The 21,041-nt window shown below is 68.1% G+C and carries 14 protein-coding genes; 4 read left to right on the top strand and 10 right to left on the bottom strand.

All coding sequences use genetic code 11. The features are described from left to right. Positions 1-39 precede the first annotated feature (39 nt). Positions 40-717 carry a FadR/GntR family transcriptional regulator gene (locus tag EO081_RS15250; protein ID WP_129343098.1) on the top strand — a complete coding sequence of 226 codons (678 nt, stop codon included), beginning with the start codon at positions 40-42 and terminating at the stop codon, positions 715-717. 13 nt (positions 718-730) lie between these two features. On the opposite strand, the gene EO081_RS15245 is transcribed toward EO081_RS15250, so the two are convergent. Beyond that, a complete protein-coding gene (locus tag EO081_RS15245) occupies positions 731-1,276 on the bottom strand; it encodes a gluconokinase (RefSeq protein ID WP_375781672.1) in 546 nt (181 codons plus the stop codon). A gap of 158 nt (positions 1,277-1,434) precedes the next feature. Here EO081_RS15245 and EO081_RS15240 point away from each other — a divergent pair, with 158 nt between their 5' ends. Next, positions 1,435-4,473: a glycosyl hydrolase family 28-related protein gene (locus EO081_RS15240; protein ID WP_129343096.1), complete on the top strand. Its 3,039-nt coding sequence runs from the start codon at positions 1,435-1,437 to the stop codon at positions 4,471-4,473. A 119-nt stretch (positions 4,474-4,592) separates the two neighbouring features. Beyond that, positions 4,593-7,616, top strand: a complete 3,024-nt coding sequence (locus EO081_RS15235) for a TonB-dependent receptor plug domain-containing protein (protein ID WP_375781671.1) — start codon at positions 4,593-4,595, stop codon at positions 7,614-7,616. A gap of 79 nt (positions 7,617-7,695) precedes the next feature. Here EO081_RS15235 and EO081_RS15230 read toward each other — a convergent pair whose 3' ends face one another. The 4 genes from EO081_RS15230 to EO081_RS15215 all read right to left on the bottom strand — a co-directional run bounded on the left by EO081_RS15230 (position 7,696) and on the right by EO081_RS15215 (position 12,397). Continuing rightward, positions 7,696-8,325 carry a DUF4198 domain-containing protein gene (locus EO081_RS15230; RefSeq protein ID WP_129343094.1) on the bottom strand — a complete coding sequence of 210 codons (630 nt, stop codon included), beginning with the start codon at positions 8,323-8,325 and terminating at the stop codon, positions 7,696-7,698. A gap of 32 nt (positions 8,326-8,357) precedes the next feature. Continuing rightward, on the bottom strand, positions 8,358-10,631 hold the full coding sequence (locus tag EO081_RS15225) for a TonB-dependent siderophore receptor (protein WP_129343092.1): 2,274 nt from the start codon (positions 10,629-10,631) through the stop codon (positions 8,358-8,360). A gap of 464 nt (positions 10,632-11,095) precedes the next feature. After that, complete coding sequence (locus EO081_RS15220; protein WP_129343090.1) at positions 11,096-11,329, bottom strand: hypothetical protein; 234 nt, start codon at positions 11,327-11,329, stop codon at positions 11,096-11,098. A gap of 12 nt (positions 11,330-11,341) precedes the next feature. Beyond that, entirely contained in the window at positions 11,342-12,397 is a 1,056-nt protein-coding gene (locus tag EO081_RS15215) for a Glu/Leu/Phe/Val family dehydrogenase (RefSeq protein WP_129343088.1), read from the bottom strand. A gap of 103 nt (positions 12,398-12,500) precedes the next feature. Between EO081_RS15215 and EO081_RS15210 the strand changes: the two genes are divergently transcribed. After that, positions 12,501-12,989, top strand: coding sequence for an Lrp/AsnC family transcriptional regulator (locus EO081_RS15210; RefSeq protein ID WP_240697710.1), 489 nt, complete (start codon positions 12,501-12,503; stop codon positions 12,987-12,989). Positions 12,990-12,993: 4 nt separating this feature from the next. Here EO081_RS15210 and EO081_RS15205 read toward each other — a convergent pair whose 3' ends face one another. Genes EO081_RS15205 through EO081_RS15185 form a run of 5 tightly spaced genes read right to left on the bottom strand, consistent with a single transcriptional unit; the run spans position 12,994 to position 20,989 of the window. After that, positions 12,994-14,976 (bottom strand): serine hydrolase domain-containing protein, encoded by a 1,983-nt coding sequence (locus tag EO081_RS15205; RefSeq protein WP_129343084.1) that lies wholly within the window; start codon positions 14,974-14,976, stop codon positions 12,994-12,996. Next, positions 14,973-16,550 carry a serine hydrolase gene (locus EO081_RS15200; protein WP_311721261.1) on the bottom strand — a complete coding sequence of 526 codons (1,578 nt, stop codon included), beginning with the start codon at positions 16,548-16,550 and terminating at the stop codon, positions 14,973-14,975. Before EO081_RS15200 ends, EO081_RS15205 begins: the two co-directional genes overlap by 4 nt. Further along, complete coding sequence (locus EO081_RS15195) at positions 16,547-17,671, bottom strand: YkvI family membrane protein (protein WP_129343080.1); 1,125 nt, start codon at positions 17,669-17,671, stop codon at positions 16,547-16,549. Before EO081_RS15195 ends, EO081_RS15200 begins: the two co-directional genes overlap by 4 nt. Then, positions 17,659-18,711 carry an N-acetyltransferase DgcN family protein gene (locus EO081_RS15190; protein ID WP_183947987.1) on the bottom strand — a complete coding sequence of 351 codons (1,053 nt, stop codon included), beginning with the start codon at positions 18,709-18,711 and terminating at the stop codon, positions 17,659-17,661. Before EO081_RS15190 ends, EO081_RS15195 begins: the two co-directional genes overlap by 13 nt. 4 nt (positions 18,712-18,715) lie before the next feature. Next, positions 18,716-20,989: a TonB-dependent receptor gene (locus EO081_RS15185; RefSeq protein WP_129343078.1), complete on the bottom strand. Its 2,274-nt coding sequence runs from the start codon at positions 20,987-20,989 to the stop codon at positions 18,716-18,718. Positions 20,990-21,041 lie beyond the last annotated feature (52 nt).

The following is a 21,041-nucleotide window of genomic DNA, read 5'->3' as shown; positions in this document are numbered from 1 at the left end:
TCGCCGGCGATGCCGGGCTGCGCACCGGGGAGATTTCCCGTGAGTGAAGGACGCCTGGCGGATCGCGCCTATACGGAGATCGTCCGGATCATCAACGATCAGGGGATGGCGAGCGGGGATCGCCTTCCCTCCGAAGCCCGGCTGGCCGACCGGTTCGGCATGTCACGCACCATCGTGCGCGAGGCGCTCGCCCGTCTCGCCTCCGACGGCATCACCGAGGCACGCCGGGGCGCCGGCTCCTACGTGAAGCGGCGCCCGTCGGAGCGGCTCGGGTCGCACATGCCGATGGACGCGCTGGCGACGACGCTGGGCACCTACGAGGTGCGCTTCGTGCTGGAGGCGGAGGCGGCGCGGCTGGCGGCGCAGCGACGTTCGCATCAGCAACTGGAGGAGATCGAGCGGGCGCTCAGCGCGCTGCGCGCCGCGCTCCTCTCGAACGCGCCCGCGCATGACGAGGACTGGATCCTCCACCGCAGCATCGCCGAGGCCACCGGCAACGCGGCGTTCCTGCCGGTCTTCGATCATCTCCAGGACGCGGTGATGCAGATCCTGCGCGCAGGCGTCGAGATCTCGCGCGCGCGCCCGCCCGAGGTGATCGGCGCGATGATGGACGAACATGACGCGATCGTCGACGCGATCCGCGCCCGCGATGCCGATGGTGCGGCGCTGGCGATGCGCTGGCATCTGTCGCAGGGCCGCAAGCGACTGATGCCGTGATCGCCGCTCCCGCTCAGCGGGGCGCGGGCACCAGATCGAGCCAGGCACAGACCTCGGCGCACAGCCGTTCGGGCGTCCGCGCCGCATCCAGTGCCAAGGCGCGCTCATCCGGCATGGGACGCTCCAGCGTCGCCAACTGGCTGTCGAGGAGGCTGGGCGGCATGTAATGGCCGTCCCGGCTCGCCATGCGCCGCGCGATCTCCTCGCGCGCAGTGTCGAGCAGAACGAAGTACATCGGCACGGCCGATGCAGCGGCCAGCCTCTCGCGATAGGCACGTTTGAGGGCGGAGCAGGCCGCGACGGCGGTGCCCTGCGTCGAGCTTGCCTCGCCGATCGCGGCCCCCAGCCGGTCGAGCCAGGGCCAGCGATCCGCATCCGCTAGAGGTTGGCCGGCCCGCATCTTGGCGACGCTGGCGATCGAATGAAAGGCATCCCCCTCCAGGACGGGGCAGCCGAGCTCGGCCCCAAGCCGGACGGACAGCGTCGTCTTGCCCGTTCCGCTTACCCCCATCACGACGATCGCGCGCGGTCGGTCGATCCCTTGCCGTTGTGCCTGCACGCCTGTGCCCTCAGCTTTGGCCGGCCGGCCGTGTTGCCTGGGCGGTATTGGGTCTGGCGAGCTGCTTGGCCATTGCGACCTTGGTCGAGGTCGCCACCCCTGGGAGGCCGAACTATCCAGGCGGGCACACTCGCGCAGCGATCAAGGGACGCATCGCCATGACAGCCCGCACCGCCCTCCGTCTGCTCCCGGCGCTGCTGCTCGCCGGCACCGCCCTGCCGGCACTGGCGGCGCCCGGCTCGACTTCGGTCTACGCCACCGCGCCGAACGACCCACGCGCCGTCACCGTGTCGGCGCAGGGCGACGGCACCACCGATGATACCGCGGCGATCCAGCAGGCGATCGATGCGGCCGCGGGCCAGGGCGGCGGCGGTCTCGTCTTTCTTCCATCCGGCCGGTACCGGATCACCCGCACACTGTATGTATGGCCGGGCGTGCGCCTGTTCGGCGTCGGGAAGAAGCGCCCGGTCTTCGTGCTGGCTGCCAACACTCCCGGCTTCCAGAGCGGCGTCGCCAACATGATCTTCTTCACCGGGAACCGTCCTGCGCCGGACGGGGCGGGCCCGCGCGTACCCGTGCCGCCGCCCACCAGCGTTCCGTTCAATCCGGGCATCGCCGACGCCAATTCCGGGACCTTTTACTCGGCCATGGCTAACGTCGACTTCGAGATCGGCAGCGGCAATACGGCGGCAACCGCGGTCCGTTTCCACACCGCCCAGCACGCCTATCTCAGCCACATCGACTTCCATCTCGGCTCCGCCCTCGCCGGCATCTATCAGGTCGGAAATCTCGGCCAGAACCTGCGCTTCTTCGGCGGCCGCTACGGCATCCTCACCGAAAAGCCGTCGCCGGCCTGGCAGTACACGTTGCTGGACTCGACCTTCGAGGGACAGCGGGACGCCGCGATCCGCGAGCACGAGGCGGGCCTCACCCTTGTCAACACCAGCTTCCGCAACGTGCCCGTGGGGATCGAGATCGACCGCGGCTACGGCGACTGGCTGTGGGGCAAGGACGTCCGGTTCGAGAATGTCTCGCAAGCCGGCGTCATCATCAGCAACGAAGGCAATGCGTACACGCAGGTCGGCTTCGACAATGCGGTAGCGACGGGCACGCCCATCTTCGCGCGCTTGCGCGACAGCGGCCAGACGGTAGGCGGCACGGGAAGCCGCTACCGCGTCCGCGAGTTCACCCATGGGCTGACCGTACCGGCGCTGGGCGCCACCGGCAGCTACGCCACGCGCATGGATGCCGCGCCGCTCTCGGGAACCCCGCGGCGCCGTGATCGCGCGATCCGCCCGCTGCCGCCGGTCTCCGCCTGGGTGAACGTGCGGGATCTGGGCGTGCGCGGGGACAATGCGACCGACGACACGGCCGCGATCCAGCGCGCGATCGACAGCCGCCGGGTGCTCTATTTCCCCGCAGGATTCTATCGGGTCTCCGACACGCTGAAGCTGCGCCCCGACAGCGTGCTGATCGGTCTCCACCCTAGCCTGACGCAGATCGTCCTTGCCGAGGACAGCGCGCCCTTCCGCGGCGTCGGCAGCCCGCGCGCGCTGATCGAAAGCGCGAAGGGCGGGGACGCGATCGTCTCCGGCCTCGGCCTGTTCACGGGCGGCACCAATCCGCGCGCGACGGCGCTGCTATGGCGTGCGGGCGAACGATCGCTGGTGGACGACGTCAAGTTCCAGGGCGGTCACGGCACCTTCCTTGCCGACGGCAGCCGCTTCGATCCGTACAACGCCAACCACACGGCCGACCCGGACCCCAAGAAGCGCTGGGACGGCCAATATGCCAGCCTTTGGGTCACCGACGGCGGCGGCGGCACCTTCAACGGGCTGTGGACGCCCAACACCTATGCCCAGGCGGGCCTCTACGTCTCGGACACCAGCACGCCGGGCATTGTCTACCAGATGTCGGCCGAGCACCACCGCCGCGCCGAGATCGTGCTCGACCGCGTTCGCAACTGGCAGTTCCTCGCGCCGCAGACGGAAGAGGAGGCGGGCGAGAGCCGGGACGCGGTGTCGCTGGAGGTCCGCAACTCGCGCGACATCCTCTTCGCCAACCTCCACGCCTATCGCGTCACCCGCTCGCTCCAGCCCGCGCCCGCGGCCGTGACGCTGGAGGGCTCGAGCGGCATCCGCTTCCGCAACGTGCACGTGAATGCCGAGAGCGGCTTTGCCACCTGCGACGGCAACGGGTGCGGCACCTACCTGCGCGCCAGCAAATATCCGTACGAGAATGCGATCGTCGACGTGACCCGGCGCGCCGCGGTGCGCGAGCGCGAGTTCGCGGTACTCGATGTGACGGACGCGCCGGCGCCGGCAGCCAACCCCTCCCTCGCGCCGGTCCGTATGCTGGCCGAGGGCTTCTACTCGCTGGGCGGTGGCGCCGTGGACGCGGCCGGCAAGCTCTATTTCGTCGACCGGCAGTTCCAGCGCATTCATGGCTGGTCCGAGAAGGAGGGACTCTCGACCGTCGCCGACGCGCCGCTCGATTCCGTCAACCTCGCGGTCGACCGCTCGGGCAAGCTGATGGTGCTTTCGTCCGCCGGCGCGGCCGCGACGGTGTACAGCATCGATCCCGCGGCGCCTCAGGCGCCGCGGATCATCGCGCCGACTCCCGCCTCCGCCGGAACCGGCGCGCGGGTCGCCCTGCCTGCGAGCTTCTGGAACAACGGCGAGTTCCGCGACCAATATGATCCCGCGACCGATCGCTTCACGACGCTGGCAGAGATGTTCGCGCGTGACATGGCGCTGCCGAAGTCTCTGGAATATCGCTCCCCTGACGGGAGCATCGCGCTTCCCGCCTACCGCGTCTGGCAACAGGGTCCGGCGGATCATCTCGGCTGGCGGTTCTCCGACACGCTGGACACCTATGGATTCGTCCAGGGCACCGTGGGCTCCCGCATCTATGTCGCGAACGGCTCTGAGGATCGTACCTACAGCGGCCTCCTGGGCGCGGGCGGCGCGGTGACCGACCTCAAGCCCTTTGCGCCGCGCGGCGGGGAAAGCGTGGCCGTCGGCCCGGATGGGCGCGTCTATGTCGCGAACGGCGAGATCTTCGTCTACGACGCCGACGGACGCGAGCAGGGTCGCATCGACGTACCGCAACGCCCGCTCCAGCTGCTGTTCGGCGGCCCGGATGGCGGCACGCTGTTCATCCTCACCCATCATGCGCTGTTTGCCGCGCGGCCCTGACCGGTCCCCCTCGACTTTGGTCGTAGATGCTGCGCCCGCCGGCATCCGATAGAATGCGCGCACACTGACACGACGCCACGCCGGACGACCGGCACGCGCCGGCACCAAGGAGGGGATGGATGATGGGCAAGGTCCTTCGTGATCGTCGATGGAAGACGCGCACTTTTGATAACGTTACCAGTCTCGCTGCGCTTGCGGTGTTGCTCGCGTCCGCGCCTGCCCTGGCACAGCAGCAGACGCCTCCCAACGAGCCACAGGACCAGACCGACACCACCGCGACTCCGGCCGAACCCGGCATCGCCGGCTCGACCGCGGCCCAGCCGGATGCGTCGCCGTCGGAGGTCGTTGTAACCGGCACCCGCATCACGACCGGCTTCAACGCGCCGACTCCGACGACGGTGATCGGGGAGGACCAGCTCCAGAAGAACGCCCAGCCCAACATCTTCAATGCGATCGCGCAGCTGCCGTCGCTGCAGGGGTCGACCGGCGCCGCCACGGGCACGTTCAGCACCTCGAGCGGCACCCAGGGCCTCAGCTCCTTCTCGCTGCGAGGGCTCGGCCCGATCCGTACGCTGACCCTGCTCGACGGGCAGCGGGTCGTCGGCGCCAACGTGACGGGGGTTCCCGACATCAGCATGTTCCCGCAGCTGCTGGTGAAGCGGGTGGATGTCGTGACCGGCGGCGCCTCCGCCTCCTACGGCTCGGACGCGGTCGGCGGCGTGGTCAACTTCATCACCGATACGCGCTTCCAGGGGTTCAAGGCGAACGTCCAGGGCGGCATCACCAACTACGGCGATGACGAACAGGTGCTCGTGCAGGGCGCCTATGGCACCGCCTTGCTCGACGACCGCCTGCACCTGATCGTCAGCGGCGAGTTCGATCATGAGGGCGGAGTCGGCGCCGGCAACTTCGGCACGGACCTGGCGGGGGGACGCAACTGGTACCGAGCCACCACGCTGCTCAACACCGGCGTGACCGACAACGGGCTCCCGCAGTTCAACTATCGCGATTATGCGCAGCCTTATCAGTATGCGCTCTACGGCCTGATCAACAACGGGCCACTGCAGGGGATCGCGTTCGACCAGAGCGGCACCCCCTACAACTTCAACTACGGATCGGGCGGCAGCCCGACGGGTACCGGCCGCGTCACCAACTGCTATCCGGGCAACAGCTTCTGCGTCGGCGGGGATCTCTCCGGCGCACCGGGTTCGGGCGCGTCGCTGAAGTCAGAGCTCGAACGCCTGAACGGCTTCGGCCGGATCGGCTTCGACTTCGCCGAGGACAATGAGGTCTACCTCACCGTCAACGTTGCGCAGGTAAAGACCTCCAACCAGCCGAGCCCCGGCTATAACCGCCCGAACCTGACCGTGCAGTGTGCCAACGCATTCCTGCCGCAGCTGGTGCGCGACCGGTGCGCGGCCGCCGGGATCACCGAGTTCAACTTCGGTACCAGCAACGGCAGCTTCCCCGATCCCCGGGTCAGCACGGATCGTCGGCAGTACCGCTTCGTCGGCGGCCTGAAGGGCAAGTTCGACATCGGCGGCAGCGACTGGACCTATGACGCCTATTACGAGCACGGCATCACCATGTCGGACATCGATGTCGACGACATCGTGCTGCAGAACCGCTATGTCGCTGCGTCCAATGCCATCACGCTGAACGGCGCGATCGTCTGCGCGAACCCTGCGGCGCGGGCCGCCGGGTGCCAGCCGATCAACGTCTTCGGCGGCTTCGCTCCGTCCGATGCAGCGCTTGCCTATATCACGCCGGAAAACGGCCCGTTCCAGCACACCAAGCTGACCCAGGACGTAGCCAGCCTCAACTTCTCCGGCGCGCCCGTCGAGCTTTGGGCGGGCCCTCTGTCGGTGGCGTTCGGCGCCGAGTACCGGCGCGAATATTATCGCGTGCGTGCCGACCCCTATGGCGCCGGCGTCATGGACGTGAGCCCGAACAGCCCCGAATATCCCGCGGACCCGCTGCTCAATGCGGAACAGGGAAGCAACTGGGCCGCCGGCAACTACAAGAACGGCAGCGGCAAGTACGACGTCTATGAAGGCTTCCTGGAGGTCAACCTACCCCTGTTCGACAGCCCCTCGATCGGGCGTGCGAACCTGAATGCCGCCGGCCGCGGCACCCATTACAGCACGTCCGGCACCGTCTGGGCGTGGAAGGTCGGCGGGACCTGGGACACGCCGCTGGAAGGCGTGCGGCTCCGCGCCGTCACGTCGCGCGACGTTCGCGCCCCTAACCTCTCGGAGCTGTTCGCCGCACCAACGGTCACCACGCTGCCGAACTTCAACGATCCGTTTCGCAATCGCGCGGTCCAGGTGTTCCAGAACACCATCGGCAACCCGGACCTGAAGCCGGAGATCGCCCGCAACACCGAAGTGGGCATCGTGCTCTCGCGCCCCTCGTGGCTGCCGGGCCTCAGCCTCTCTTTCGACTATTACAACATCAAGCTCGACGGGGTCGTCTCGACCCTCAGCCCGGACCAGATCGTCCGCTTCTGTTTCGAAGGCAACCAGGCCTTTTGCGGCGGCTTCGAACTGAACAGCCCCGTTCAGGGCGGCAACTTCGTCAACGTCCAGCCGTTCAATCTCGCCTCCTGGAAGACGAGCGGCTTCGACATCGAGGCGAGCTATCAATGGACCCAGCCCCTGGGCCTGCCCGGCAGCTTTACCGTCCGGGCGCTGGGCACCCATGTGCGCGAGTTCCTGGTCAACGCAGGCATTGCGGGGGTCGCGACGGTCGACCAGGCCGGCGCGAATACCGGTGCCACGCCGGACTGGAAATGGCTCGCGGTTCAGACCTACGAGAATGACCGCTTCAGCCTCACGCTGCAGGAGCGCTGGTTTTCCGACGGCGTGTTCGGGAACCAGTATGTCGTGTGCTCCACGGGCTGCCCGATTTCGACCGGAAACAACCCGACCATCGACTACAACCGGATGAAGGGCGCCTTCTACCTGGATATCGGCGGCTCGTACAACGTGACCAAGGAAGTCACGACCTTCTTCAAGGTCGACAATGTGTTCGACCATGATCCCGCGCCGTCGCCGCAGACCAACACCGGCCTCGACGTCAATCCCGCGCTCTACGATACGCTTGGCCGCATCTATCGTCTGGGCGTCCGGATGCGCTTCTAATCCTTCCCCGGGGTTCCCCCGACCCCGCCACTGCAGACGGCAGCCTCAAGCGCTTCGGCCCTTGAAGCTGCCGTTTTTGTCAGTTCGCCAGATAGGTGATCGTGGTGATCCGGTGCAGCACGGCGACCGGGCCTGCCGGGGTGGTGTGAGCCCCTTCGTCCTTCAGTGCCGCCGTCAGCAGGTAGCGGCCTTTCGCGCCCGCCGGCGCCGTCACTTCGCCGTTGGCGTCGGTGACCAGCTTCTGCGTCGACTTGTCCGGTGCGATCAGCGTGACTTCGGTTCCGGCAACGGGCTTGCCGTCCCGCACCAGGCGGAAGCGGTCGGCGCCCGCCTTGGCAGGGACGAACTCGAACGGAAGGGCCGCGCGTGCTTCGCTCCGCCCCGCACGGGCGTAGTAGACCACCGACTCCTGCTTGCCGGGCTCGCCCCAGGGAGCAAATACCGTGTCGTCCCAGGCGCGCACATCCCCTGCCGGAAGGGCGGCTTCCAGATAGCCGGCCTTGCGCTCCAGCCGGGCGTTCGGCGCCTTCAGCAGCTTGGGCGCCTTGAGCTTGGCGAATTCGGGATCCCCGCCCTCGGGCATCGCCTCGGCGGGCTCTCCCAGGTAGATGCGCGCCGGGCCGTTGCCGTCGCGCTCGATCCAGACTTCATGCGCCCGAGCCGCCGTCGAGAGGCCCAGCAGCAGGGCGGCGAACAGCATCTTCTTCATGGCAGAGGGTCCTTTTGAGAAAGCGAGGGCGCTCACGGGTAGGTGAGCCGGATGGTCGCGAACACCGTGCGCGGGCTGCCGTAGTAGTTGCCGCGCCCGGTCGAGGAGATGCGCGAATAATAGCTGCGGTCGAGCACATTGTTCGCATTGACCGAGAAGGACAGCCGGTCGTTGACCTTGTAGCCGGCGCGCAGGTCGAGCACCGCATAGCTGCCCTGACGCACGACGGTGGAGATCGTCGGCTGGCCGTTCGCGCCGATGATCGACGGCGTGCCGCCGGAAGTTTCGCTGAACCACGTCAGGCCACCGCCCAGGCTTGCACCCGCCAGCGCCCCGTCCTGGGGAGCATAGTTGGTGAACAGTTTGGCCATGTGCTTCGGGATGATCGGCGTCAGCGACAGCCCCTCGAACTGCGGCTGGGTGTCCTCCAGATACTCGGTCTTGGTATAGGTGTAACCGCCGTTGATCCGCCAGCCGGGCAGGATCTCGCCGGTCGCCTCGGCCTCGATGCCGCGTGCACGCACCTTTCCGACCTGCAGCACGATGGTCGGCTCGTCGGCCGGGTTGAACAGCCGGTTGCTTTGCGTGAGCTGATAAACGGCCGCCGAAAGCAGCAGCCGATTGTCCATCAGCGCCAGCTTGGTGCCGAGCTCATACTGGTCGCCGATCAGCGGCTTGACGCGTTCGCGATCCGGACGCGTGCGGCCGGCCGGTGCCGACTGCGGCGTAAAGCTGTCCGCATAGCTGCCGTAGACGTTGAGGTTCGGGGTGAGGTCCCACACGATGCCCGCATAGGGCGTGAGCTGCGCATCCACGCCGGTGGAGCGCGGCGCGGCCGGAGTGGGCAGCAGGGTCTCGGTCGTCTGCTCCCACCAGGTGAGGCGGCCGCCACCGACCAGCGTCAGCCCCGGGACCGGCTGCAACCGCATCTGGCCGTAGAGGCCGTACTGCTCGACGAGCGTATTGGTGCCGCCATAGGACTGCAGGACGCAGTTGACCGGCGCGGGCGTGATCGGCGTGCTGGTGTCCGGGCAGGTCGCATTGGTGCCCTGCACCGGATAATAGGGCAGCGGGCCATAGGGGTTCAGCGGCGGTTCGGTCGGCGACACTGGATCGAACACGTTGATGCGCGCGTAGTTCGAGAGCCGCGTGAAATAGCTGTCGTAATCCTGCGCCTGATAGTCGGCGCCCAGGATCAGCGTCTGCTCGCGCCCGAACAGGGGGAAACTACCGACGCCGTTCATGTCGAACGACCGCGTCTTGGCGAAATTGTCGCCGCGATAGGCGATGTGGCTGGTGTTGCCGCCGTTCGCGGGCGTCACTGCCTGGTTGCCGATGTAACTGTAGACGTCGATCCGGTCGACATCGGTCATCAGGCCCGTCGCGCGCAGCGTCCAGCGGTCGCTCACCCGGTGCGTCAGTTCGGCGAAGGCGGTCCAGGTCTCCGAGCGGAAGCGGTTCCAGTCGGCACCCAGATAGGTCGAGCGGTCGACGTCGAGCAGGCTACCCTCGCTGCCGTCGGCACCACCGGCATAGCCGGGAAGCCCGGACTGGATCGCGGGCTTGAACCGGTCGTAGCTGCCCCCGACCGTCAGGGTCGTGCGATCACCGATCTCGATCGCGGTGACGCCATAGAAGCCGAGGCGGTTGCGATGGGCGACGTCAAAGAACTGATCCTGGTCCTGCAGCATGCCGCCCACGCGCACCCCTGCGCGATCGCCGACCGGGGCGGAAACGTCGAGTTCCAGCCGCAGGTTATCGTAGCTGCCATAGCCCGCCGACGCCTGGGCCTTGAAGGCCTCGAGCGGCCGCTTGCGCACCAGGTTGATGCTGCCCGCCGGATTGCCCGATCCGCTGAACAGGCCGGCAGGGCCGCGCAGCACTTCCAGCCGGTCGTAGGCGAACAGGTCGGGCACGACCCCCGGGAAGCCGAACGAGAGCGTCGGTACGCCGTCCACCAGATAGTTGGTGATCGCAAAGCCGCGCGACAGGAAGGACGGATCCTCGCTGCCGATGCCGGTGACGGTGATGCCGTTGGTCGCGGTCATCGCGTCCTCCAGCGTGAACAGGTTTTGCGCCTCGATCTGCGCACGGTCGATCAGCGTGACCGTGTTGGGCATGTCCTTCAGCGGGGTGACCGTCTTGCCTACTTCGCGACCGTAGCTCTTGCCGACCACGACCACCTCGTCGCCGCCATCGCCCTCCGACCGTACCTGCTCGCCCTCGGCGCCTGGCGCGGCATGCGCGGCGACGGCGCCCAGACAGACAGCAGCGACACTCGACAACAGGCTGATCGGCAAACGCATTCGGTCCCCCTTTGATGTTGCGGGGCCCTCTAGCCGAAGCAAAGTTGCGAGTCACTAGCAATATCAACAGAACGCGGCGCTATCTCTCCACCCCATGCGGCACGAACCGGGCCGTGTTGCGATCGGCGGTTCATTCGGTTCGCGCCGCCCGCAGCCTCCCGCAAGCAGCGCTGCGGCCACCGCCGTCGTGATCTTCAAATCCCCGTTCATCCACCCTCCCGTGGTGCCCGTCCCTTCCGCACGTTCGCCAAAGCCCCACGTGGCCGTGCGTCGCGTGCGTTGGTCAATAGCGGTAGCGGAGTTCCGCCTGCCCACCCGCAGGCACCGTCGGCGACCAGGTCGGGATCCCGTCCGCTGCCGTCGGCGCCGTCATCAAAGCCAGCGTCCCGATTGCCCGCATGTCGCCCCCTGTTGTTCGGCCAACATGCTCGGCTACGGCTTCGCAGGCGATGCGCCTTTGCGGGTCAGCGACCGGTCTGAGCGGTCAGCTCGACCGTGGCGACCTCGACGAGCGCGCGCAGCTTCTCCAGGCTCGCCTCTGCGGGCGGCGCCCCGTCTGCCAGGTCAAGACGGATCACCATGCCGCCGTCCGCCAACTCCGCTGCAAGGGTCGCGAACGCCAGTTCATGCAGCGCGACGAGATTGACGACGCGCAGCAGCAGCGAGGTGGAGGCGGCGCCGGTGACCGTCACGCGCATCGCTCTCCCCCCTCAGGCCGCGAGCATCGCCTTGTCGCAGGGTCGCCCCTGGACGATCACCTCGCGCGCGAGCAATGCGGCCGCACGCGCGGGGGAGACCCCCTCCGCCTCCGCCAGGTCCAGCACCTCGCCCAGCCGGGCGGCGACGCCGTCGACGCGGGATGGCACCACCTCTTCGCCCCAGCCGAGATATTCGGCAGCCACGTTGATGATGCCGCCGGCGTTGACGACATAGTCGGGTGCGTAGAGCACGCCGCGCTTCGCCAGCAGCCCCCCCACCTCCGCCGACGCCAGCTGGTTGTTGGCAGCACCGCACACGACCTTCGCCTGCAGGCTGGTGGCGTTCGCCACATTCAGCACGCCGCCCAGGGCACAGGGCGCGAAGACATCCGCCCGAACGCCCGCGATCGCGCGGGAGGATACCAGGACCGCTCCGAAGCGCGTCGCCGCCCGCGCCGCCAACTCCGATCGCGATTCCGCGATCACCAGCCGCGCACCGGCGGCATGGAGCAGTTCGCACAACGCCATGCCTACGTGGCCGACGCCCTGCACCGCCACGGTCACCTCCGCCAGCGACTTGCCCAGCCGCCGTGCGACCGCCACCTCCATCGCCCGGAACACGCCCCGTGCGGTCCAGGGGGAGGGATCGCCGCCGGGCCGCTCGTCCTGCCGCGGAAGGCCGGCGACATGGGGCGTCCGCCCTGCCACCACCGCCATGTCTTCGACGCTGGTGCCTGCATCCTCGGCCGTCACGTAGCGCCCGTCGAGCGTTGCGACCGCGCGCCCGAACGCCTCGAACAGCTGCGAGCGGCTGAACGGCGCATCGGGGAGCATCAGCACGGCCTTGCCGCCTCCCAGCGGCAACCCGGCCAGCGCGTTCTTCATCGTCATGCCGGCGGCCAGTCGCAGTGCATCCTCGCTCGCGGCGGCCTCGTCGGCATAGTGCCACAACCGGCAGCCGCCCGCCGCAGGCCCCAGCACGGTGGAATGCAGAACGATGAAGCCCCGCAAGCCCGTCTGCGGATCGTCAAGCCGGACAACGGCTTCGGGGGGCAGCAATTCGTTCATGGCGGAATCCTCATCTTCAATGCAGCAAAGCAATAGCCTCGGCCGCTGGGGCGAACTGACCTTTGTTGACCGCGGTCTTTGCTGTACTCACAAGGACTGACCGGTGTTTCTAGGTTTGGAGGATGGATTGACCCAGCCGCTCGATGACGCCGAACGCCGCATCCTCCGTGTCCTTCAGGAGGACGCGAGCCTGCCCACCGCTGCCATTGCCGAACGTGTGGGTCTCTCCCCCTCCCCATGCTGGCGGCGGATCGACCGGCTGGAGCGGGATGGCGTCATCCGCAAGCGCGTGGCGCTGCTCGACCGGCGCGCCATCGGGCTCAACGCGCATGTCTTTGCGCAGGTGAAGCTCAACGCTCATGGCCGCGCCCACCTGGACGAGTTCTCCGAGGCGATCCGCGCCTTTCCGGAGGTGCTGGAATGCTACGTGCTGATGGGGCCGGTCGACTTCCTGATGCGCGTCGTCGCCGAGGACATCGAGGCGTATGAGCGCTTCTTCTTCGACAAGCTGTCGCGCGTGCCCGGCGTGCAGGAGGTCGTCTCCACCGTCGCCCTGTCGGAGATCAAGTCGACGACCGTCCTGCCGGTTTGATGGCTCAATAGTTCAGGTTGTAGCTCATCAGCTTGCCCACCCTGGCGAGCCACAGCACGCCGATCAGAGCAGCGGCGATCAGGATCGCGCGCAGCCGCTCGCCCCAGCCACGTCCCGGCTGCCAGGCCACGACCGCGTTCCACACGCCCAGCACGGCCCCCAGCACGGGGACGATCCCGGCGATCTGGAGCGCCCGAATGGTCGCGTCCATGCCGTTGTTGTAGACCTCGACCTGCAACTTCAGGATCGGCGCGAGCGCCATGTACCAGCCGACCAGATAGACGAGGTCGGCCAGCGCCGCGAACTGCACCAGCCGGTGGGCGAGCTTCGCCCGGCCCGTCAGCGGGTTCGAGGCACCATAGCGGCGACGGATCCAGGCCGTTGCCGGCCAGGAGACCACCGTCGCCAGCAGCACTAGCAGCGCGAACGCCGCGATCACCATGTTGAACACCGGGTTGCGAGAAAGCGGGGTCGCCTGCGAGATCTCGACCGGGTTGCGGCTGTCGAGGATCGCGCGACGCCCGTTCACCTCCGACACTTGCAGCATGCGGGTGCCGTCCACCTCCCGCCACAGGCCCTTCGCGATTTCCCGGAACTTCTGCTCCGGCGCGGACGCCAGGCTGATCGTGCCGTCGCCGTTGGGGATCACCTGGGTCTGCTGGATCAGGTAGAACAGGCCGATGAAGCCGCTCTCGACCCGTCGTGAGCCTTCGTAATAGCCCGCAAGCGCCGCCGCATCGGCGGCCGCGCCAGCGATGGCCGGAGGATTGGTGACGGGGGGCGCCGGGAAATAGCGGTCCAGGAACAGCTGGAACAGGCGCTCCCGCGCGCCATAGGTCGCGTCGTTTTCGCCACGGCTGTTGAAGCTGGCGTAGAAGCCGACGCCTTCCTGCGGGAGCAGGTTCATATCGGTGTGGAACACGATGGTATCCCCCGCGTGCCCGATCACCTGGCGCCCGTTGCGGTGCCCCCAGAAGAAGCCATGCGCCAGCGTGTCGAAGCCGGGCTGCGGGGGAACCGCTGGCGTGTGCATCAGCCGGGCCGTCTCCGGCCGCAGGATCCGGGTGCCGCCGAAGCGCCCGCCTTGCAGATGCGCGATCATGAAGTTGGCCATGTCCCCGCCCGTGGTGCTGGCGGCACCCGCCGGCGCGGTTCCGACCAGCTCGAACGGCACCGGCGGCATGTCGCTTTGAGGATAGCCCTTGGACAGCAGCGGCGCGAACGCGGGCGGCAGCGGCTGGCGGAAGGTCGTGTGGCCCATGCGCAGCGGCGCCAGGATGTGCTGCTCGATATAGGTGTCATAGGATTGGCCCGACACGCGCTGGACGATGTAGCCGGCAAGCGCGGTGCCATAGTTGGAATAGGCCGGTGCCTCGCCCGCGACGAACAGCTGCGGGCGCAGGTTTTCCTTCAGGTAGCGCTCCGTCGTCTTCCACTTGACGGGATCGGTCGCCATCAGGTCTTTCAACCCCTCCTCGAACCCGCCGCGGTGGCGCATCAGGTCGTCGAGGGTGATCGCCCGGCCGCCCTTAGGCTCGATCCGGAAATCCAGGTAGCGGTTGACGTCGGCATCAAGGTCGAGCTTGCCCGCCTCCACCAGCTGCATCACCGCGGTCCAGGTGAACAGTTTGGAGGTGGAGCCGATCCGCATCAGCGTGCGGTCGACGTCCATCGGCTTCTTCGCCGCCACGTCGGCATAGCCGTAGCCCTTCTTGAAGAGCACCTGGCCATCCTTGACCACCACCACCTGCGCGCCGGCGATCTTGCCCCCCTCCAGCGTGGTGGGCATGAAGCCGTCCAGCCATGTGCCAACGTCGGTCGCGGTCAGCGCCGGCGTGGCAGCGGCGGCGTCCGGCTGGCCCGGGGCGGATGCGGCGGCCGGGGCCACCGGCGCCGCCGGCTGCGGCGTGACGGCCAGTTCGTTCTGGGCAACCGCCGCGGTTGCGGCAAGCACGCAGGCAAGGCCCGCCAACCAACGTCGCATCATGGCCGCTCTCCCTCGGGCACGAAGTCCAGGTCCTTGTAGTCGAAGCTGAAGTCGGCGATCGGCGACACGGGCTTCGCGGTCACGCGCGCGACCTTGCCGTCCGCGTCGAGTGCAAAGGTCAGGTAGGCCGGCTCGATCGCCGGATCGTCGAAACGCGCGACGAAGCTGTCATACTGGTAATGCTCCAGCCGACCCGCCATTCCCGGCGTGGTCGTGAAGTCGACCGTCAGCCCCTTTGCGTCCGATCCGACCGCCAGCGCCCCATACCAGGGATCGACATAGCGCCCGGCATAGCGCGCCACCGGCAGCGACGGGCCGACCTTGGCGGGCATCGCCGCCTGCTGGCGCACCGCCGCCTCGGCCCCTGCGATCCGGTTGCGCTTGAACGCCGCGAACCGGGCGGGCCAATCCTGCTTCGGCAGCCCCAGATAATGGTCGAGCAGCTCGTACATGAGGCCATAGCGCGGCTCGATTTCCTCGCTGTTGATGGCGATGGCGAAGCCGACCTTCTTCTCCGGGATCAAGACGACCACCGTCGTGAAGCCGAAGAGGCCGCCCGCGTGCCAGATCACCTTGGCGCCATGGTAGTCGCGAACGTCCCATCCCAGCGCATAGGATTGGTAGCTGGGGGTGATGCCGGCGACCGGCTCCGGATAGGGCTCGATCGGCATCGGCGTGACGGGCGTCCACATCTCCTTGGCCGCCGACTCGCTGAACAGCCGCCCGTTGCCCCCGGGCAGCGCGCCGCCCGCCACCTGGATCTGCAGCCAGCGCGCCATGTCGTTGGCGCTCGCCGCCATCAGCCCGGCAGGCGCGCCTGCCTGTCCCAGCCGGTCGCGCTCGTCGAGGACCCGGACGGGTCCGACGCCGCGCACGGGTCCCCCATAGCGCGCATGCGGCTGCGCCCGGTCGGGCACGGACAGTTGCCGCGCCATCTCGGCGGTGGCGTTGGGAAAGCCGCCGGGCTGGAACACATGGTCGCGCATGTATTCCTCCCAGCTCTGCCCGCTGACCGCCTCGATCACCGCACCCGCGACGATGTAGAGGATGTTGTCATAGGCGTAGCCGGAGCGGAAACTGGTCGCCGGCTTCAGGTAGCGCAGCCGCCGCACCACCTCGGCCCGCGACAGCTTGCCCCGCGGGACCAGCAACAGGTCGCCCGCGCCGAGGCCCAGGCCGCTGCGATGGACCAGCAGGTCGCGCACCGTCATTTCGCGCGTGACCCAGGGATCGTACATCTGGAAGCCGGGCAGGTGGTCGATGACCTTGTCGTCCCAACCGATCTTGCCGGCATCGACCAGGGTCGCGAGCGCGGCGACCGTAAACGCCTTGCCGGTCGATCCGATCATGAACAGCGTGTCGGCGTCGACCTTTGCCGCCGCCCCTTGCCTGCGCACGCCATACCCCTTGGCGAGCACCACCTTGCCGTCCTCGACGATGGCGATCGACATGCCCGGCGTCTCGGTGGCAGTGCGGATCGACTCCACCCGTGCGTCGAACCCGGCGGGCGGATCGGCCAACGCGGGCCCTCCGGCCAGCAGCAGCGGCAGGGCGAAGAGGCAGCGCTTCATCATGGCGTCTCCGGCTGGATCGCCGGGGCTGCGATGCGGCGGAGCGCCACCATCCCGAGCAGCGGCAGGACGTAGAGGAGGATCAGGATCCAGGCGAGCGCGCGATACCCAGAGGCGATCAGCGCCACCAGCCCGATGCGCTCGGCGATCAGCATGCACGGCACCAGCAACGCCAGGGCGGCGAGCGCGCGCGATACCGGCCGCAGCACGATCCGCCCCGCGCTTGCATGGGCGATCCGCTCGTTGACCGCGTGCACCGCGCCGCTGCCGCTCTCCAGCAGCGCCGCGAAGATCATCGCCTGGAAGAGGAGGTGAAAGCCGGGGTGCCCGAGCCGGACGAGGATATGGTCCGACGGCAGGACCGCGGTCGCGATTTCCGGCAGGAACGCGGTCATGCTGACGAAGAACAGCAGCGCGGGAACCATCGCCAGCGGTGCCGCGACCATCCCGGCGACCACCGCGTCGCGGCCCGACCGAAAATGTCGCGTCACCGGCAGTACGATCACCGCACCGACGACATTATAGCCGGCATAGGTGATGCCCCCGAGCGCCCAGTCGCCCGATGGCGGGGATGCGCTCGCGAAGGCCGCGGCGATGCGATCGCCGACCCCGGTCAGCGCCAGCAACAGAAAGGCTGCATAGGTCGCATAGAGCAGCACCGAGACCCAGACGAACACCCGCTCGACTCCGGCATTGCCCCAGGCGACGCAGGCGATGATCCCGACCATCAGCGCGACCGTTCCCACCGCTGCCGGCACGCCCAGCGTTGCCTGCGCAATGGCGCCGGCGGCCGCTCCGAACACGGCCAGGATCAGGACGATGAACACTAGGTACGCCGCCTCGAACGCTACCCATGCCCGCCCGAGCAGCGCCTTGAAGAAGGTCCGATAGTCGCGGGCGCCGATCCTGTGAGCGAGGTGAAAGGTCGCGGCCGCCACGACCGCCCAGATCAGCGTCGCCAGCAGCATCGCCGCGAGCCCGCCCCAGGGGCCCGCGGGCAGGAAGAACTCGGCGATCTCGCGGCCGGTCGCATAGCCGCCGCCGATCACCACCGCCTTGAACGCGAGCCCCGGCAGCACGAACCGGCGAAACCGGTCGGCCGCGACCGGGCTCAGCCCTGGCATGCGTCGAGCAGCCGTTCGAAGGCTTCGCCGCCCCGGATCGGGTCGGCGGCGGGCAGGCCCAGCTGCGCGCCGGTATCGGCGATGACCCGAGCGGCCTCCTGCTCGGTCATGCCGCCGGTGTTGAGGCTGATCCCCACGCAGCGGATCGCGGGGTTGGTCAGCCGCCCCACCAGCACCGTCTGTTCGATCACCGCCTCGATCGGCGGCACCGGATAGCCCGGCGTCCCCAGGATTCCCTGCCGGCCGGGCTGATGGCAGACCACGAACGCATCGGGCTGGCTTCCGTGGAGCAGCGCCAGCGACACCGCCGCATAGGCCGGATGGAACAGCGATCCCTGCCCCTCGATCACGTCGAGATGCTCGGGTGCGGCATCGGGACTCAGCAACTCGGCAGCCCCTGCGGCGAAGTCGGCGATCACCGCGTCGATGGCGATCCCCTGCCCCGCGATCATGATCCCGGTCTGGCCGCTCGCGCGAAACATGGCATCCACGCCGCGCGCCGCGAGGCCGCGCGCGATCGCCAGCGCGGTGTATTTCTTGCCCAGCGCGCAGTCGGTGCCGACCGTCAGCAGCCGCCGCCCCGAACGCTTGCGCCCGGTCGCGATCGGCAGGTCGGCCGGTGGCACGCGCAGGTCATGCAGGCGCACGCCGTGCCTGGCGGCCGCTTCGCGCAAGGCATCGATCTCGCCCAGCCGGCGGTGCATGCCGGCCACCAGGTCGAGCCCGGCCTCGATCGCGGCGAGCAGCTCTGGCATCCAGCCGGGCGGGATCACCCCGCCCTGGTTGGCGACGCCGATCACCATCGCCCGGGCACCGCGTGCGGCCGCCTCCGCCGGCGTCAGCCGCTCCAGCCCGGTCGTGACGCTGGCATTCGGCAGCGCATGCTCGCCGATGCAGCGGTCGCCCGCCCAGTCCCGCAGGCCGAAGGCGGTCTTGGCAAAGCCCGGCTCGGTGACATCCCCCAGGAACAGCAGATAGGGCGCGGGCAGCGCATGCACCCCGCCGAGGGCTGCGGAAGCGGCAAGGCCGAGGCCGGTCACGACCTCAGAACCCCGCGCCGAGCGTCACGCCCACGCTTCGAGGCCGGATTACGCCGGTACCCACCGCGCCGAAGGGATAGTTGCCCTCCCCGACCACGCTGGTCTTGCCCTCCGAGTTGGTCAGGTTCTTCGCATAGGCCTCGATCGAGAACCGGTCGAACTCGATGCCGGCGCGCAGGTCGACGACGGCATAGGACGGGATGCGGAACTGCCGGCCGGTGGCCGCCACGAACGCGGGGCTGTAGGGGCCGGACTGGTCGCCCAGGAAGCGCAGCGAAGCGCCGACGTACGGCTTGGTGCCGTTCCCCATGTCCCAGTCGTAATCGGCGTTGGCGGATACCGCGACCTTCGGCGTGTAGGGCAGTTGGTCGCCCTTGCGCCCGCCCACGATCGCGAGATCCGTGTCCTCCCGCAGCTTGGCATCGGTGTAGGCGCCGTTCAGCGATACCACGAAGCCGCGGGTCGGACGCAGGATCGCGGTGAACTCGACCCCCTCGCTCTTGGCCTTGCCGCCGTTGGCGTTGATGCCGAAGTCCTCCACCTGCGCAAACAGCTGGATGTCCTTCCAATCGATGTGGAATGCCGCGACATCGATGCTGAAGCTGCGGTCGGCCGTCTCCGCCTTGAACCCGATCTCGTAGCTGATGAGCGAATCGGAATCATAGGTGGAGATTCCGGTCGGCGCGTTGGGCGGTACGATGTTCGGGCCGCCCGGCCGGAATCCCTTGGCCGCCCGAGCGTAGAGCGCGACGCTCTGACCGAGCTTGAACTTGGGTGCGACCGACCAGGTGAACACGTCCTCCTTCGACGCCGATTCCAGGGCCGGCGGCGCGAGCTGCCCGGTCCCGCCCTGGTCCGCGTCCTGGTCGTTGTGGCTGTACCGGCCGCCCAGCGTCAGGTCGAAACGGGGCCCGAAATGGATCGTGCCGTTCGCAAAGCCGGCGAACTCCTCATAGCGCGACCGGGTCCCGCCATCGAACAGCTGCGGCACGCCGTCGAAGATCGTGAAGGTGCCGGGCTCGTACACGTCGATCCGTTGCAGGATCTCGCCCTTTTCGTGGTTGTAGTACCCGCCGACCAGCCATTCGAAGGTGTCGCTCGCGGGCGAGGACAAGCGCACTTCCTGGGTGAAGCGTTCGGTGTTCGTCTGCTGAACCAGGCCGATGTCCGCGAGCGGCCCCGTGGCATCGTCGTACAGGCCCAGTTGGCTGCCGTAGGAGACGGTGAGGTCGTCGCGCAGCGACTGCTTGAGCGTGCTGTAGCTGGTGGACGATGTGAGCGTTGCGAAGCCCAGGTCGACATCGAAGGCGCCATTGTAGAGCCGGTAGGCGATGTCGGTGTACTCCGGCACATATTGCGACTGGCTCTGGCGGCCATAGAGGGTGCGGAGGGTCGCCGGATCGCTCTCCACCAGATTGCCGGCATCGGTGTTCAGGTTCTGGAGGATCGCGGTCAGGCGGATCTGGAAGCTCTCGCTCGGCTTGAACAGCGCGGACACGCGCCCGCCGTAGCTTTTGGAATCATTGATGTTCTTCTGGACGTCGGACCCGCCGGTACCGATCGAATCCACATAGCCGCCATAGTCCCGGTAGAAGCCGGAGGCGCGCACCGCCATCTTGTCCGAAAGCGGCACGTTGACCACCGCGGATCCCATGTAGGAGAGATCGCCGCCCTCCACCGTCTCGACGGAAGCGCGGCCCCGCGCTTCCACGGCATCCAGGTGCGGCGGGGTGGTGACGAACTTCAGAACGCCGCCCAGCGAGCTCGCCCCGTACAGCGTTCCCTGCGGTCCCCGCAGCACCTCCACCCGTTCGACGTCAAAGGTGTCGAACTCACCCGCCAGGATGGCGGCGTTGACCTGGCCGCTCGACGATCCGAACGGCGTTTCGTCGACATAGGTGGCGACCGTCGCGGCGACGCCGCCGGTGTTGATGCCGCGCAGCACGATCCGCGCCTCGCCGGGGTTGCTCTGAGCGAGTTGCAGGCCCGCCACCAGCTTCGCATAGTCTTGGAAGCTAAACGCCTGCTGCCGCTCCAGCGCCTCACCGCCGACCACCGACACCGACTGCGGTACGTCGATCAGCACCTGCCGGCGCTTCTGCGCAGTCACGACGACATCCTCGGTGGGGACAGTGTCCTGGGCGCGGGAGGCGGCGCCGGATTGCTCCGCCGCCGTAGAGTCCGGACTGGGCGCCATCGACTGGGCCGATGCGCCGCCTGCGAGGAACAGCGCGGCCAATGCGCCGGAGATCGAGCAGGCCAGGACCGTCTTCTTCATCGCCACCCCCGCGAAGCATCAAGTGCTTTTTCAGAAACTATTGTCCTAATCG

This window comes from Sphingomonas desiccabilis (assembly GCF_004135605.1).
In the GTDB taxonomy this organism is placed as follows: domain Bacteria; phylum Pseudomonadota; class Alphaproteobacteria; order Sphingomonadales; family Sphingomonadaceae; genus Sphingomonas; species Sphingomonas desiccabilis.
The sequence above is the reverse complement of the archived record's forward strand: the minus strand, read 5'-3'. Positions and strand labels throughout refer to the sequence as shown.